Below are 15,676 nucleotides of genomic sequence, written 5' to 3' on the forward strand. Positions count from 1 at the left end.
GGGCCACCCCGAATGGCCCCGGCGCATGCTAGAACCGTCGCGTGACGACCTACACCCGCATCGATTCCCCCGACGTGCCCGAGCCGCAGGGCGGCTACACGCAGGCCCTGGCGGTCGAGGGCGCGTCGAAGCTGCTGTTCGTGAGCGGCCAGATCCCCGCGACGCGGGAGGGCAAGGTGCCCGGCGGTTTCGAGGAGCAGTGCCGCCTGGTCTGGGCCCACATCCTGGCGGCCCTGCGGGCGGCGGACCTGGACGTGTCCCACCTCGTCAAGGTGACGACATACCTGTCGGACCGCCGCTACGCGGACGTCAACGGGGCGGTGCGCAGGGAGATCCTGGGCGACCACCGCCCCGCCTTGACCGTGATCATCGCTGATATCTATGACCGTCAGTGGTTGCTGGAGATCGAGGCGATCGCCGCCCTTTAGAAGGTTCCCGTCGATTGCCCGATTCTCCTGCGCTCCGTCACGGAAAGTGAAAGAGTGGCTACAGCGAGCCGGAAGGGCAGGGGGTGGCCCTTCCGGCTCGATGCATCACGCCCCGTAGGCCTTGACCTCCAGAAGGCCCACGGAGCTGCTGCCGTTGCCGGTGAGCAGCACCCGCAGCCGGGTCGTGCTCGTGGCGGTGAAGGTGACGTTGTTGTAGGCGTTCTTGGTCAGCGTGTACGCCGAAGCCCCGGGCACGTCCACGTACGCGCTGCCGTTCCAATACTGCAGCTTCCACGACGCCGGCATGTCGATGCCCTGGTCGTCGTCGAAGAAGTACACCTCGGCCCGGTTGAGCGTGCGCGCCGAGGACCACGTGAGGTCCACCCACTGCTGCCCGGTCTGCGGCCAGCAGCCCCAGCGCGGGTTCACGGTGTCGTTGGACGACGGCGGGTCGATCCCGTCGTTGACGGCCGCGACGCTCTCCCACGAGGAGGTGTACGACGCCGACGGCGTGGCCTGCAGCGCCAGGTTGGGGTTGGGTTCCGGCTGGACCCCGCCCCGGTTGTGGACCTTGATCTCAGTGAGCCCGGTCCTGGCTCCTGAGGCGGCCGTGGCCAGCACCCGCACCCGCTGGGCGGTGACGGCGGAGAACTGCACCACGTTGTAGTTGGCCCGCGGCGCGGCCGGGGTCTTGGCCTGGCTGGGCACGTCCACCCAAGCGCTGCCGTTGTGGTACTGGACGGTGTAGGAGGCCGGGGCCCGGTAGGTGGTGCTGGCCGGGCGGCTGTCCTTGAAGTAGAGCCGGACCTCGTTGAACGTGCGGGCCGCGCCGAAGTTCAGCTCGTACCAGTCCTGCCCGGCGGTGGTGCCGCCCCAGAACGGCTCGTTGATCGGGAACCCGTCCTTCGCCCCCGCCATGGAGCTGCCCGAGGCGGTGGTGGAGGCGGTGGGAGTGGCGTCGGCGGCCAGATTGGTGAGGTTGGCGGTCAGGTCGACGCCGGCCTTGGCGAGCAGGTCCACCATGCGGGCGCCGGTGTGGTTCACCTGCGCGGGCGACTGGAGGCCGGGGACGGCGACGTTGTGGGTGACGGTGCCACTGGTGGTCACGGCGCCGGTGGCCGGATCCCACGTGAACGGCACCAGCGACGACACCGTGGCCGCCCGGCTGCCGTTGATGTAGATCGAGTAGCCCTCGGGCACGCCCGGGTAGCGCACGACGCCGTCGGCCGGGTCGTCCCACACGATGGTCAGGTCGGCGTTGCGGTAACGCAGGTTGTTGACGGTGAAGTGGGTCCAGCCGATGTTGATCGGCGAGAGCTCGACCTTGGCGTCGTTACGCGGCCGCAGCCCGGCGACGTCCTCGATGACCGTCCAGTTGCTGCTGCCCAGGATGTTGTGGTGGATCCAGGAACGGTAGGTGATCGAGGAGCCGTTCCAGTCGGCCCAGAACTCGTTGGCGTCCGGCCACTGGGTGTTGCCGTTGACGTATTGGGCCCAGGCGTTCCAGTAGAGGAGCTTCTTGTACCAGGTCGTGTCGATCCACTCGTTGGAGTAGTTCCGCAGCACCGAGGAGAGCAGGCGGAACTGCACGGTGGAGTTGATCGTGGAGAAGTTGTTGCTGCCGGTGCCCGAGGCCGCCTTGTCGGCCTGGTTGGCGGTGTAGAACGGGAAGATCGGATACTGCGCCGGATCGTCGAAGAGGCGCAGGGCCTGCTTGTAGGTGGCGGTGTTGGGGATCGCGCCGACGGCGAACGGGTAGTAGTTGTTGATCTCCTTCCACGGCACGTATTCGTTGGTGGACTTCAGCCGGTGCTCGAACAGCTGCCTGCTCGGGTTCCAGAGCACGTTGACGATGGCGTTCTGGATCTGGGTGGCGAGCGTGCGCATCTCGGTCGCCTTGGCGGTGTTGCCGATCGCCTCGTACGCCTGCGCCGCGGCCAGCGCACCGCTGTACTGGTAGGCGGCCTCGGCGCGGTCCATACGGCCCGGCTTCCAGTGGAAGGACACGGCGTCGGCGTCGTTGCCGGTCAGGGCGCCCCAGTCGTACTCGATGAGCTTGTTGTTGTCGGTGTCGTAGAACGACAGCTGGCCCTTGACGTCCTGCTCGGCGTAGCGGGCCAGGTTGGCGGCGATGGCGGGCTGGCCACCGTGGATCTGGTAGCTCTTCCAGGCGGCTTCGCCGATGTACTGCGTGTAGCTGTTGGACCAGTTCTCCGGGTCGCCGGGGTTGTCCAGGAAGCGGCCGTTCTTGGAGGTCTGGCCGACGCTCAGCCAGTCGCCGTAGGAGTAGATCGGGTTGCGCAGGTATTTGAGGTCGTCGATGTGCATGGGCTGGGTCAGCGCGATCGCGTTGTTGTAGCCCAGCACACCCTCCATCGACGTGGGGAACTGGAAGGTCTGGCCGGGGATGTCCGCGTCGAGGTGGTTGTAGCGCATCAGCCACCAGCGGTAGTAGATGTTCTTCTTGATGCCGGGCTCGGGCACGTCGATGTAGGGCACGTTCTCGGCCCACCACCGGTTGTACGCGCGCACGTGGGTGGCGAACGCCGTGGCGGGCGTGTAGCCGGCGTAGGCGTCGTACTCGGTGCGGGAGGCCGCGACCTCGTTGGTGACGAAGCCCATGACGACCTTGACGGTCACGGTGGCGCCGGCGGCGACGGTGACGGACCTGTTCAGCCCGCCGCTGGAGACCGTGAACCCGTCGCCGGTGAGCCTGGGGAAGATCGTGGTGAGGTTGTTGTAGGCGTTGACCTGGCCGGTCAGCTCACTGCCGCTGCCGGACGTGGCGTACGGCGAGGTGGCCCTGACCTGCAGTGTCGTCGAGGCGGAGCCGCCGTTCGAGATGGCCAGGTTGGCGACGGCCACGTTGTTGTCGGTGATGAACTTGGTCTGGTCGATCGTGATCGAGCCGCTGGTGTGCCGGCTCTTCCAGTGGCTGGGCGCCTGCCAGCGGGAGTTCACCTGCTCGGTGAAGGTGCCGGGGGTGACGGCGACGGTGAAGGCGTTGTTGTTGCTGATGCTCTCCCAGTACGCCGCCTGCCCGGCGAAGCCGAGCGTGCCGGGCGTGTGGGTCTTCATGAACAGCGCCCGCCCGCGCGTCATGAGCCAGGTGCCGGCCGGGTCGTTGCCGGGACGGGCCAGCAGCCGGTCCATCCAGAAGTCGGTGCCGGAGCTCTCGGCGTCGTAGATGGCCTGCATCATGTTGCCGGTCGTGTACGAGCCGGGCGGGGCGGGGACGGCCGGGCCGCCGAAGGTGGGGAAGCCGATGGTCTGGTCGGCCACGGCCGGCGGACCGGCGACGACCAACCCGGCGATCAGCAGCAGGGCTAACAGGGCGCGCCTCATGAGAAGGCCCTCCATTCGAGCACGCCGGTGGAGTAACCGGACCTCGAGGTGATGTTCAACCGCAGCCGCGTCGTGCTGACCGGGGTGAAGGTCGTGGTGTTGAAGGTGTTGGCCGCCACGCCGCAGCCGGACGCGCCGGGCACGTTGACGTAGGCGCTGCCGTTCCAGTACTGCACCTGGCACGAGGCCGGCAGGTCGATGCCGAGGTTGTCGTCGAACCAGTACACCTCGGATCTGGAGATCGTCTGCGGGGTGGGCCAGGTGTATTCGATCCACTCGGTGCCCTGGTGGTTCCAGTTGCCGTACGCGCCGTGGCTGTGGTCGGCCGAGTTGGCGGGGGTGTAGCCGTCGTTGATCGCGGCGAGCGTCTCCCACGGCGAGACGTAGGAGGTGGAGGGGGTGGCGCTCGCCGCCAGGTTGCCCGGCGTGGTCGGGCCGCCGGTCTGGACGACCTTCTGCATGGTGCCGTCGGCGTTGAAGAAGAGCTTGTCGATCGTCACCGAGCGGCGGAAGTTGCCCCCGCCCGGGGCGGCAGCGTTGTGGTAGACCATGTACCACTGGCCCTTGTACTCGATGATCGCCGGGTGGTTCGTGGTCGAGCTGACCTGGTCGAGCACGACGCCGCGGTGGGTCCACGGGCCCATCGGGTTGCCGGCGGTGGCGTAGCGGATGCACGCGTAGTTCGGCTGCGAGCAGCCGGAGTCGTTGGCCGCGTAGGCGAGGTAGTAGACGCCGTTGCGCTTGAACATCCAGGGCGCCTCCCAGAAGTTCGACACGCCGCTCGGGGTGACCACCGAGCCGTTGATCGACGTCATGTTGGCGTTGAGTCGGGCGGCGCGCAGGCCGTAGTAGGAGCCCCAGTACATGTAGACCTGGCCGTCGTCGTCCCTGAAGACGGTCGGGTCGATGTTGAGCGGCGAGGAGTTGGGGGTGCTGTCGCTGACCAGCGGGCCGCCGATGGCGTCACGGAACGGGCCGGTCGGGGTGTCGCCGACGGCCACGCCGATGTTCATCCAGCCGGGGCCGTTGCCGTTGATGGAGACGTACCAGTAGTACTTGCCGTCGGCGCCGCGCTCGACCTCGCCCGCCCAGGCGTCGGCGCCCGCCCACGGGAAGCTGGAGATCGACAGCTTGGCGCCCTGGTCGGTGAAGGTCGTGGCGTCGGTGGAGCTGAAGACGTGCCAGTCGCGCATGACGAAGTTCGTGCCGCCGGACGGGGCCTCGTCGTGGCCGGTGTAGACGTACAGGGTGTCGCCGACGACCAGCGCGGCCGGGTCGGCCGTGTAGATCGCGGTGGTGATCGGCGCGCCGGCGAGCGCGGGATGCGGGATGCCGAGGATGACCAGGAGTGCCGCGGCGAGGACCGCCGCCCATCGTCGTGTCATGAGAGTGTGCCCCTTAGTGTGTTAGCGCTAACATCACTGACCCGGAACGACGTAGCGAACCTAAAAGGTTTTCGGGAACGTAGAACGGGTCGATAGGGGCTGTCAATCGGCGACTGCAACTGTGTGCATAGGAGCTGAGCTGGTTGTTTTCCGGCTCATGGCCGCTGATCAGCTAACGAGCGCTTGGTCACGGTTTCATATCACCGAAAAGGGTTTCGACGAGCGGACCCGCTCAACCCCGAACTCATCAAAGCTTCATCTTTCCCACAGAAGTCATCAAGGGCACGCCTTCTACCTTGAGGTCCGCACCATCGGATCAGCGGAGAGGGACGACAGTGGGACACGATCACGAAGGTCAGCGGGTCAGCAGACGGCGGCTGATCACCGGCATCAGCTCGCTCGGGCTGGGCGGCCTGCTCGCCGCGTGCGGCAGCGACGCCGGCACAGGAACGGCGACGGCCGTCACCACCTCCACGGGGGCAACCGTGACGCCGGAGGCCACCACCACCAACGACCTGACCTCACTTTTCAGCGAGGCGAGCACCTGCAAGCTGACCCAGACCACGACGCAGGGCCCCTACTACTTCGACGCGGACAAGATCCGCAGCGACATCCGCGAGGACAAGCAGGGCGTGCGGCTGCGGGTCGCCATCAAGGTGCAGGACAGCGAGACCTGCAAGCCGCTGCCGAACGCGGTGGTGGAGATCTGGCACTGTGACGCGGCCGGTCTCTACTCCGGCGCGGAGGCGCAGTCCACCGGCGGCGGGAGCCAGCCGAACGGCACTCCCCCGAGCGGCGCGCCCACCGGGGCCCCGCCGAGCGGCGGCCCGGCGGCCGGTGGCGGCGGCGAGGGCGACATGGCCGACCTGACGCCCACCGACGACAAGCGGTACCTGCGCGGCGCGCAGGTCACCAACAGCGACGGCATCGTGGAGTTCACGACCATCTGGCCGGGCTGGTACCGGGGGCGGACGATCCACATCCACGCCATGGTGCACTTCAGCAGCGAGCGGGTGCTGACCACGCAGATGATGTTCGACGAGAAGCTCAACAGCGCGGTCATGGCGATGTCGCCGTACTCGGAGCACACGGGGCGCGACACGTTCAACGACAACGACAACATCTACGACGACAGCATGCTCATGAAGGTCACCAAGGAGGACGACGGCTACCTCGGCGTCATCGTCTTCGCCGCCGACTCCGACAAGGACGGCTCTTAGACACGTCTGACGACGTGCAGCAGATACTCCTTCCGGTCGAGGGGGTTGTGGTCGGTACGCGGCCGTTCCGGGGACGGGCCGCGTACCGGCCGATAGCCGTCGAAGGCGGTCTCCAGCACGCCTTCCCCGCGGGTCAAGCCGGGCAGGCGCTGCTCGAGTTCGTGCACCCTGGCCGCCGGGATCTCGCCCTCGATCAGGGACGACGCCTGCGTGCGCGGCACAGCGCCCAGCCGGGCCAGCACCGGCAGCGCCGGGCCCAGCGTGTCGGCGGGCAGTTCCAGGGTGAAACGGTGCATCGGCTCGTACACCCTGGTCCCGGCCCGCTTCAGCGCGGCCATCAGGACCAGCGGCGTCAGGTTGCGGAAGTCTCCCGCGGTGCTGGACATGCTCTTGTCGAAGACGCCGCCCATGTGGCTCTGTCGCGCCCAGTAGCCCGAGTGCGTCAGCGTGACCACGCAGTCGATCACCTGCCAGCCGTGCAGGCCCTGCAGCAGCGTCTCGTGCACGGTCTCCTCGATGGTCTTCATGAACGAATACGGCAGCGAGCCCAGCTCCACCTCCAACCGAAACTCCACGCCACTCCCAGGCGGGCCGGGCTCGGCCCGCAGGCCGACGGTCGCCAGGAACGGGTTGGGGTCCTTACCGATGAGCTCGAACGCGGACCCGGCGCCGATCGGGCGTTCGACGCAGATCGTGGTGGTCTCCCGGAAGGTGACGTCGAGCCCGAAGTCGTTCAGCAGCGTCGCCTGGATGACCTCCTTCTGGACCTCCCCGTAGAGCGAGACCGAGACCTCCTGCCGCAGGTCGTCCTGGCGCAGGCCGATCAGCGGGTCCTGCTCGGCGAGCTGGGCCAGGGCGAGGTGGAGCGCGCCGTTGTCCGCAGTCCTGGCCGGGAGGACGACGGTCTCCAGGGTCGGCGGCGCGAAGTGACCCTCCGCGGCGCCCTTCGGCGGCTCACCTATCGTGTCCCAGATCTGGATGTCGGTCAGGCCCCAGAGTCGGGCGAGCTGTCCCGCGGCGACCTCCTGGCGGTGGGCGGCGGAGCCGTGGTCGAAGACGCTGATCGCCGTGACCTTGCCCTCCTGCCCGCCGGTGAACCGCAGCCGGTCGCGGGTGCGTACCGTCCCGGAGAACATCCGGACGTATGTGATCTTCTCGCCGGCCGGGCCACGCTCGACCTTGAAGACGGTGCCCGAGACCGGACCTCCGGGGTCGCCCTGGGCCGCGGGCAGCAACTCTCGGACACCCGCGATCAGCGCGTCCACGCCGGCACCCGTGATGGCCGAGCCGAAGAACACCGGGTGCACCAGCGCCTGCCCGGTCTGTGCCACGAGCTCGGCGCGGAGTCTTTTGCACGAGACCGAGCCCTCGTCCGCCACGTATGCGGCCACCAGCTCCTCGCCGTGGTCGGCCAACACGTCGAGCAACCCCGGCGCGTCCGCGAAGGGGGCGAACGAGGCGCCGCCCGTGCCGAGGCCGGTGACCGAGCCCATGGCCACGACCGGGACGGAGAGCTTGGCCGCGAGGTCGTCAAGCAGGCCATCGTATCGGGCCCCACGCCGGTCGATCTTGTTCACGAAGACCAGGGTGGGGATGCCGAGCCGGCGCAGCGTCCGCATGAGCACGCGGGTCTGCGCCTGCACGCCCTCCACGGCGGAGACGACCAGCACGGCGCCGTCGAGCACGTTCAGCACCCGCTCCACCTCGGCGATGAAGTCCGGGTGGCCGGGGGTGTCGATCAGGTTGACCGAGGTGTCGCCGATGACGAAGGAGACGACGGCGGACTTGATGGTGATGCCGCGCTGTCGTTCCAGGGCCAGCGAGTCGGTCTGGGTGTTGCCGTCGTCGACGCTGCCGATCTCGTCGATGACGCCGGCGGCGTGCAGCAGCCGCTCGGTCAGGCTTGTCTTGCCGGCGTCTACATGCGCCAGGATCCCCAAGTTGAGCGTACGCAACGAACGTCATGTCCTCCGGGTCGAGCTTTCCTTTCGCTGGGGGACATGAACGTTGTCAGCATCGCGTGCTCCTGGTCGGCGGTCGTCGGCTGACGCCAGCACATCAGAGCGCCCTTCGCGCGGGCAACCGATTTACGGGGCGCCGGACGCGTTGTCCACAGAATCGCCCAGCCAATCGCGGTGGTTTGGTGAAGAAGTTCTAGGGTGGGTGCATTCCGACGAGAGGAAAGATCCGGTGACCGGTGACCTGGCCGTCCCCGCGGTGGTCGACAGCCCTTCGCGCCCGGCGCCCCCGTCGAGCCCGGTGGCACGATGGTTGCTGCGTCACCAGGTCCAGCCGGTCGGCCCCGAGACGCAGGAAGGGCACGCCGTACCGCAGGCCTGGTGGAAGGTCATGTGCCTGACCGGCGTCGACTACTTCTCCACACTGGCCTACCTGCCGGGCATCGCCGCGCTCGCGGCCGGCGCGCTGTCGCCGCTGGCCACGCTGCTCATCGTGGCGCTGACGCTGCTGGGCATGCTGCCGATGTACCGCAGGGTCGCCAAGGAGAGCCCGCACGGCCAGGGGTCGGTGGCGATGCTGGAGCGGCTGCTGCCGTTCTGGCGGGGCAAGGTGTTCGTGCTGGTGCTGCTCGGATTCGTGGCGACGTCGTGGATCGTGACGATCACGCTGTCGGCGGCCGACGCGTCCGTGCACGTCGTGGAAAACCCGTTCTTCCCGAGCTTCCTGCACGGCCACGAGGTGGCGCTGACGGTGGTGCTGCTGCTGGTGCTCGGCGGGGTGTTCCTGATCGGCTTCACCGAGGCGGTCGGCGTGGCGATCCCGCTGGTGGCCCTCTTCCTCGGGCTCAACGCCGTCGTCGTGGCCGTCGGGATCGCCGAGGTGCTCGCGACGCCGGACGCGATGTCGCGCTGGATCGAGGCGCTGACCAGCGGCGGTGGCGGTCTCGGCGGCATCATCGGGCCGGCGGTGCTGGCCTTCCCGCTGCTGGTGCTGGGCCTGTCGGGATTCGAGACGGGCGTCAGCATGATGCCGCTGGTGGCCGCCCAGGGCAAGAGTCCCGAGGAGCGGCTGGCCTCGCGCATCGCCAACACGCGCAAGCTGCTGACCGCGGCGGCGCTCATCATGAGCGTCTACTTGGTCGCGACCAGCTTCGTGACCACGGTGCTGATTCCGGCCGAGGAATTCAGGCCGGGCGGCGCGGCCAACGGCAGGGCGCTGGCATATCTGGCGCACGGGCAGCTGGGTGACGTGTTCGGGACGGCGTACGACATCAGCACCATCCTCATCCTCTGGTTCGCCGGGGCCTCGGCGATGGCCGGGCTGATCAACATCGTGCCGCGTTACCTGCCCGGATACGGCATGGCGCCCGAGTGGGGGCGTGCGGTGCGGCCCGTGGTGCTGGTCTACACCGCGATCTGCATCGTGCTCACCATCGCGTTCGACGCGGACGTGGACGCGCAGGCGGGCGCGTACGCCACAGGCATCCTGGCCATGATGGTGTCCGGCGCGGTGGCGGTGACGATCTCCGCCATCCGCAAACGGCAGCGGGCCGCCATCGCCGGCTTCACCGTGCTCACCCTGGTGTTGCTGTACGCCCTGGCGGAGAACATCAGGGAGAAGCCCGACGGCATCGCCATCTCCGGGATGTTCATCCTCGGCATCGTCGTGATCTCGCTGATCTCACGCGTGTCACGCACGACGGAGCTGCGGGCCGACCGCATCGAGTTCGACGAGGCGGCCCGGCGGTTCATCACCGACTCCCTCGCCTACGACGGGGCGCTCAACCTCATCGCCAACCGCCGCCAGACCGGTGACAAGGCTGAATACGACGCCAAGGAGGCGGAGCAGCGCGGGCTCAACCCGGTGCCCGGGCGGGCCGACGTTCTCTTCCTGGAGATCGGCGTCATCGACCCGTCCGACTTCAGCGACGTGCTGCGCGTGCGCGGAGCCCAGGTGGACGGGCACCGCGTGCTGCGCGCGGAGAGCCCGGCCGTACCCAATGCCATCGCGGCCATCCTGCTCACCCTCAGGGACGCCACCGGCGTGCGGCCGCACTGCTACTTCGAGTGGTCCGAGGGCTCTCCGGTGATGCACCTGCTCCGCTACCTGATCCTGGGACGTGGGGACACACCTCCGGTCGTCCGCGAGATCATCCGCCAGCGCGAGCCCGACCCCACTCGCCGCCCGGGCATCCACGTAGGCGGTTAGCCACGCCGGTAGCGGTCGAGGCTTGAAGCTCTCGCTCTGCGTCAGGTGCGTGCCATCGACGTTCACCCCATCTTCTCCAGGAGGAGCTCGGCCTGCGGGGCGAAGGCCGGGTCGCCGGTGCCCGCCGCCGCCTCCAGCATCCGGCGGGCGAGCGCCAGGTCGCCGCGCTCGTACCGGATCTCCCCGAGCCTGCAGGCGGCCTCGGCCACCAGGTCGGCCTGCTCGGTCAGCCCCAGCGTCAGCTCGTAGTAACGCAGGGCGCCGTCGCGGTCGCCGAGCCAGTAGCACAGCTCGCCCAGGTGCGCGGCGGCCATGCCGGACTCGCAGTCGCCGGCGTCGATCACGCGCTGGTACCAGGTGAGCGCCTCGGGGAAGTCGCGGTTCCGCTTGGCCAGCGCGCCCAGGTACATCGCGGCCAGCGCGCCGGTGTGCCCGTCGCCTGCCTCGACGGCCCGCACGTACCATTCGCGCGCCCGTTCCTCGTCCTCGTCGTGATAGGTCTGGCCGAGCGCGACCATCGCCCGCGCGGCCAGCCCGTCGTCGCCCGAGTCGAGCACCCGCAGGTACGTCTCCCGCCCCTCGTCCACCATCCCGGCGCCGACCAGCGTCTGCGCGAGCGTGGCCAGCGCGATGGGCTCACCGCCCGCGGCCGCCTCCCGCAACGTGCGCAACGACTCGGTCGTGTCGCCCCGGTTGTCCTGCAACATGCCGAGCAGGCTTCCGAACACGCCCCTGATCGGGCTGTCGGCGTCGGCCGCCTGCCGCCGTGCGACGTCGTAGAACGCCTCGTCGTCACCCTCGCCGTCGAGCAGCTCCAGCAACCTGCCGCCGGCGACGAAGCGCACATCGGGCTCGCCGTGCTCGCTCAGCCGCTCGAAGATCGCCCGCGCCTCGGCCCGCTCCCCCAGGGCGGCCAGCCGGTCGGCGACGTCCAGCTCGGTGAACGGCCCCCGCCCGGCCCGCTCGAAGTACGCCCGTACGGCGGCCGGGTCCGCGCACTTCCTCCCCAGCTCCCGCGCGACCTCCGCGCCCAGCTCGCCCATCAGCTCCAGCACCTGACCGGCCACGTCGTGCGCGCCGCGCTCGAATTCCTCGTGGGCGAGGGCACGCAGGTTCCCCAGTGCCTCCCCGGCGAGCTCGGCGCCGGTGGCCGCGGCGGCGGCGAACGCCTCGGCAGCCCCGAGCACGTCGCCGTCGTCGTGCCGCCAGCAGCCGATCATGATGTGGCCGATGGCGGCGGTGTCCGGCTCCCCGGCCGCGGCGGCCGCCTCCGCCTGCTCGTACGCGCCTGCCTGCTCGCCCATGTCGTGCAGGACCTTGGCCAGGTTCGTCCGCAGGCCGGGGATGAGCGACGGGAAACCGCTGTCGATGCCCTTGCGGTACATCTGCGCCGCACCCGCCAGGTCGCCCAGGCCCCGGTAGGCGTCGCCCCATCCCCAGTAGCCCGTGGCCACGGTCCGCGGGTCGCCGGTGGCCACCGCCCATTCGGCCGCCTGGGCCGCGGCCTCGTGTTCCCGCTCGCCTACCAGATGGGTGACCAGCAGGCGCAGGCACTCCAGGTCGCCACCCGCCGCGCCGTCCGCCAGCGCCTGCCGTACGCCTGCCGCGTCGCCGCGCTCGTCCAGCATCTCGGCGAGCGCGACGGCCGTGCCGGGCATCCCGGAACGCAGGGCCTCCACGGCGCCGGCGAGGTCGCCGCGGCGCTCCCGGACGATGGCGAGGTTGTGCCAGGCGGCGTGGGCCGTCTCCGTATGCTCGGTGGCGGGCAGGAAACACAGCTCGGCTCGGCCTGGCTCGCCGGCCTCGGCCCAGCTCGCACCCAGCGACAGGTACGCCTCCGCGGCCGTCTGCCGAACCTCCGCCGCCCTCTCCCTGGCGGCCTCGGCGGTCTCCCGGTCGGCCAGCTCGATCACCAGGCGGTAGAGCCGTCTGGCCGTCGCCTCGTCGTCCTTGCCCCTTGCCACACGCATCGCGTGGACCAGGCCGTCGCGCCTGTCCTCACCGGCGAGCGCGGCCAGCAGGCGGCGGGCGTGCGGCACGTCGCCGTCGTCGAGCACGAGCACCAGCTCGGCCAGCGCCGCCGAGCCCACGACCTCGGCCAGCGCCGCGATCGCCCCTTGCCGGTCGCCGTCGGCGGCCAGCACCCATCCCCGCTCCTCGGCCGTGCCCGTGCCCAGGCGCACCCGGGCCACGGCCGCGGCCCAGCCGTCCTCGTCCAGTGCGGCTGCCCGCTGGTAGGCGGCGCGGGCGTACTCGGCGTCGCCGGCCTCGCCGAGCAGCCGGGCGGCGGTCACCAGTGTGCCGCCCGCGGACTCGGACCCGGCGGCCACCGCCCGCTCGAACGCCTCCTTCGCACCCGCCAGGTCACCGGTCCTGGCCAGCAACTCGCCGAGCAGCCGCGCCTCACCCCCACCGTCCCCGCCCGATGGCGCGCTCGCGCCGTCCGCGCTGGAGGAGTCGTCGGCGTGCGGGGCCGTCAGGACCGTCAGGGCGGCCGTCAGGTCGCCGTGGTCGCGCAGCATGCTCGCCAAGTACAGCCGGCCCTCGGCCCCGAACGCCGCCAGCAGCTCGCGGGCCTCTTCGGGCTCGCCGCTCGCCACCAGCACGTCCGCGAGCCGCACCGTCGCGTCCGCCCGGCGCCGCTCGTCGCCGTCCCGCACCACCCGCCGACAGGCCTCGGCCGCCTCGTCCAGCTGCCCCAGCTCCTGCCGCACCCGCGCGAGGTCGCTCAGCGCCATCGCGGCCAGTCCTTCGTTCTCGCCCTCCGCGGCCCGCGACCAGGCCTCGATCGCCCCCAGTTTGTCCCCGGCCTCGTTGCGCAAGGCGCCCAGGTAACAGTCCGCCTCCTGGCGGAAGCCCGGATGCCCGGCGGCGGCCACCAGCGAGAGCGCCGCGTCGGCGGCGGCCGTCTCGCCGCGCCGCTGCCAGGCGTGCGCGCTCTCCATCCCGAGCATGCTCGTCAGCAGCGCGTTGCCGCCTTCCGGCACGTCCGCGAGCGCCTCCGCCGCGCCGTCGAAGTCCCGGTCGAGCAGGCGCCTGGCGAACCTTCCCATCGCCGGTGGCTCGCCCGTCGCCAGCTCGAACGCGCGGCGCGCGGCGGCGAGGTCGTCGAGCCGCGCCCAGGTCAGGCCCAGCAACCAGGCGCTGCGTCCGGCCTCGTCACCGCTCTCCCCGGCGATCCGCCGCTCGTGCAGCCGGCAGGCCGCCAGCAGGTCCCCTTGCTGCTCGAACAGCGCCGCCAGCGACCCGGCCGCCTCGCTGCGCAATCCCTGGTGCGCGCTGTCCAGCGCCATCGTGTACGCCGCCCGCGCCTCGGCAGGCTCGTCCTCCACCAGCCCGCCCAGCAGGTAGCCCACCCAGGGGGCCAGCACCGGATGCCCCTCCGCCTGGGCCCGCCGCAGCAGCGCCACCGCCTCCTCCCGGTCCGGCAGGATCTCCTTGGCCAGCGCCGCCGCGTACGACAGGGCGAGCGGCTCCCCGGACTCGGCCGCGGCGTGGAGCAGCCTGGAGGTCTCCGACAGCGCGTAGCCGAAGGAGGCCAGCACCTGGGCGAAGACCGCCGTGCCGACCGCCGCCACGGCCGGGTCGGCGTGGCTCATGGTCTCGTGGTAGCGGGTCAGCCCCTCCTCGCGCCCGAGCCGCTGGTGGTCGATCACCGCGCGCAGCACCGGGTGCAGGTCCTCGCCGGAGATCCGCAGCAGGTGCAGGAGGAACGCCGCGGCGAAGCCCTGCACGACGTCCTCGCCCTCGGCCACGTACGTCAGCAGCTCGTCGGCCTGCTCCCGGTCACCCTCCCCCAGCTCCAGCTCGGCCAGCGCCATCATGGCCCGGATCGACTGCGCGGGCGCCCCGCAGTCGCAGGCCCCGCGCAGCAGCCGCCGGGCCTCGGCCAGGTCGCCGGCGCGCAGGTGGTCCAGCGCCGCGTCGATGTCCTGGATCGCCTGCTCCTCCACCGGGTCGGCGAGCGGCTGCCGCCGGTCGTCGTGGTCGAGCAGCAGCCTGGCCTTGAACGCGGCGTCGGGGTCCACGTGCCCGGCGGCCAGCCGCGCCAGCTCCATGACCTCGTCGTACGCCTGCGGATGCTGCACGAGCAGCAGGCCGAGCAGCGTCACGCAGACCGACGCCCACTCGCCCTCCCCCGCCTCCAGCACCGTCCGCAACGCGGCCAGCGCCTCGGAGACCTCGCCTGCCTCGGTGTGCATCTGGGCCAGGCACGTCTGGGCCTGCACGACGTACTCGCGCTGCCCGCTGGCGATCACCCGGCGGAAGATCGCCTTCGTCTCGTCCTCGTCGCCGAGCTGGGCGGTGACCTTGGCCAGCTCGATCAGCGACGGCAGCCGGACGTCGGGGCGGGGGTCCTCGGCGGCCACGCGGTAGGCGGCCGCGGACTCGGTGTATTCGCCCAGGTCCACCAGCACCGCGCCGAGCAGCTTGTGCGCCGTGGCCAGGTGGTCGGGGTGGCCGACGGCGATGGCGTGCTCGCATACCGCGCGAGCGGCGTCGAATTCCTCCTCCTCGGCGTACACCCGGTAGAGCTGGAACGCCGAGAGCGACACGACGTGGGGGTCGCCGCAGGTCAGCAACACCCGGTAGTCGTCCTCGTCCTCGGCCTGCTCGTAGAGCTCGCGGGCCGAGGCCGGGTCCTGGTGGAACTCCGGCAGCTCCAGCCGCGCGGCCAGCTCGGCCACGGCGGGGCTGTCGCACCGGCGGGCCCGCTCCAGCGCCTGCTGCGCACCCCGCGCGTCGCCCAGCTGCGTGCACACCAGCACCATCGCCGTCTCGGCAAGGGCGGCCACCTCGAAGTCGGCGCCGTCCGAGGCGATCGTCAGCACCCGGTGCGCGGCCGGCCACTCCTTCGCCGTGACCAGCATCATGCCCATGGCCATGGCCGAGCGCTGGCCGAACACCGGGTCGCCCGACTGGATCACCGACCGGTGCGCCGCCTCGGCGCCCTCCAGATCACCCTGCTCCTGCAGCAGACCGGCCAGCAGGTGAGACGCCTCCGGGTCGCCCGTGGCCGCGATCTGCCTGAACAGCGCGGCGGCCCGGTCGAGCTCTCCCGCCTTCCAGCACGTCATGGCCGCGTCGAGCTCTTCTGACGCCATTCTCCACCCCAATGTCAGCTAATGAT

General features: G+C 70.5%; 7 protein-coding genes. 3 read left to right on the forward strand and 4 right to left on the reverse strand.

The genetic code is table 11. The features are described 5' to 3' along the window. Positions 1-41: 41 nt before the first annotated feature. Positions 42-428: a RidA family protein gene (locus Q9G87_RS34720; protein WP_305920786.1), complete on the forward strand. Its 387-nt coding sequence runs from the start codon at positions 42-44 to the stop codon at positions 426-428. Between the two features lie 105 nt (positions 429-533). Here Q9G87_RS34720 and Q9G87_RS34725 read toward each other — a convergent pair whose 3' ends face one another. After that, complete coding sequence (locus Q9G87_RS34725) at positions 534-3,773, reverse strand: galactose-binding domain-containing protein (RefSeq protein WP_305920787.1); 3,240 nt, start codon at positions 3,771-3,773, stop codon at positions 534-536. Next, the gene (locus Q9G87_RS34730) at positions 3,770-5,158 is read right to left on the reverse strand and encodes a glycoside hydrolase family 43 protein (protein WP_305920788.1); all 1,389 of its coding nucleotides are present in this window, start codon (positions 5,156-5,158) and stop codon (positions 3,770-3,772) included. Before Q9G87_RS34730 ends, Q9G87_RS34725 begins: the two co-directional genes overlap by 4 nt. A 335-nt stretch (positions 5,159-5,493) precedes the next feature. Here Q9G87_RS34730 and Q9G87_RS34735 point away from each other — a divergent pair, with 335 nt between their 5' ends. Beyond that, complete coding sequence (locus tag Q9G87_RS34735; RefSeq protein WP_305920789.1) at positions 5,494-6,378, forward strand: intradiol ring-cleavage dioxygenase; 885 nt, start codon at positions 5,494-5,496, stop codon at positions 6,376-6,378. On the opposite strand, the gene Q9G87_RS34740 is transcribed toward Q9G87_RS34735, so the two are convergent. Continuing rightward, a complete protein-coding gene (locus Q9G87_RS34740) occupies positions 6,375-8,333 on the reverse strand; it encodes an elongation factor G (protein ID WP_305920790.1) in 1,959 nt (652 codons plus the stop codon). The genes Q9G87_RS34735 and Q9G87_RS34740 overlap by 4 nt on opposite strands. Before the next feature lie 235 nt (positions 8,334-8,568). Here Q9G87_RS34740 and Q9G87_RS34745 point away from each other — a divergent pair, with 235 nt between their 5' ends. After that, positions 8,569-10,545 (forward strand): APC family permease, encoded by a 1,977-nt coding sequence (locus Q9G87_RS34745; RefSeq protein WP_305920791.1) that lies wholly within the window; start codon positions 8,569-8,571, stop codon positions 10,543-10,545. A 62-nt stretch (positions 10,546-10,607) separates the two neighbouring features. On the opposite strand, the gene Q9G87_RS34750 is transcribed toward Q9G87_RS34745, so the two are convergent. Beyond that, positions 10,608-15,650, reverse strand: coding sequence for a hypothetical protein (locus Q9G87_RS34750; RefSeq protein ID WP_305920792.1), 5,043 nt, complete (start codon positions 15,648-15,650; stop codon positions 10,608-10,610). Positions 15,651-15,676: the final 26 nt, after the last annotated feature.

This window comes from Nonomuraea turcica (assembly GCF_030718205.1).
Lineage (GTDB): Bacteria > Actinomycetota > Actinomycetes > Streptosporangiales > Streptosporangiaceae > Nonomuraea.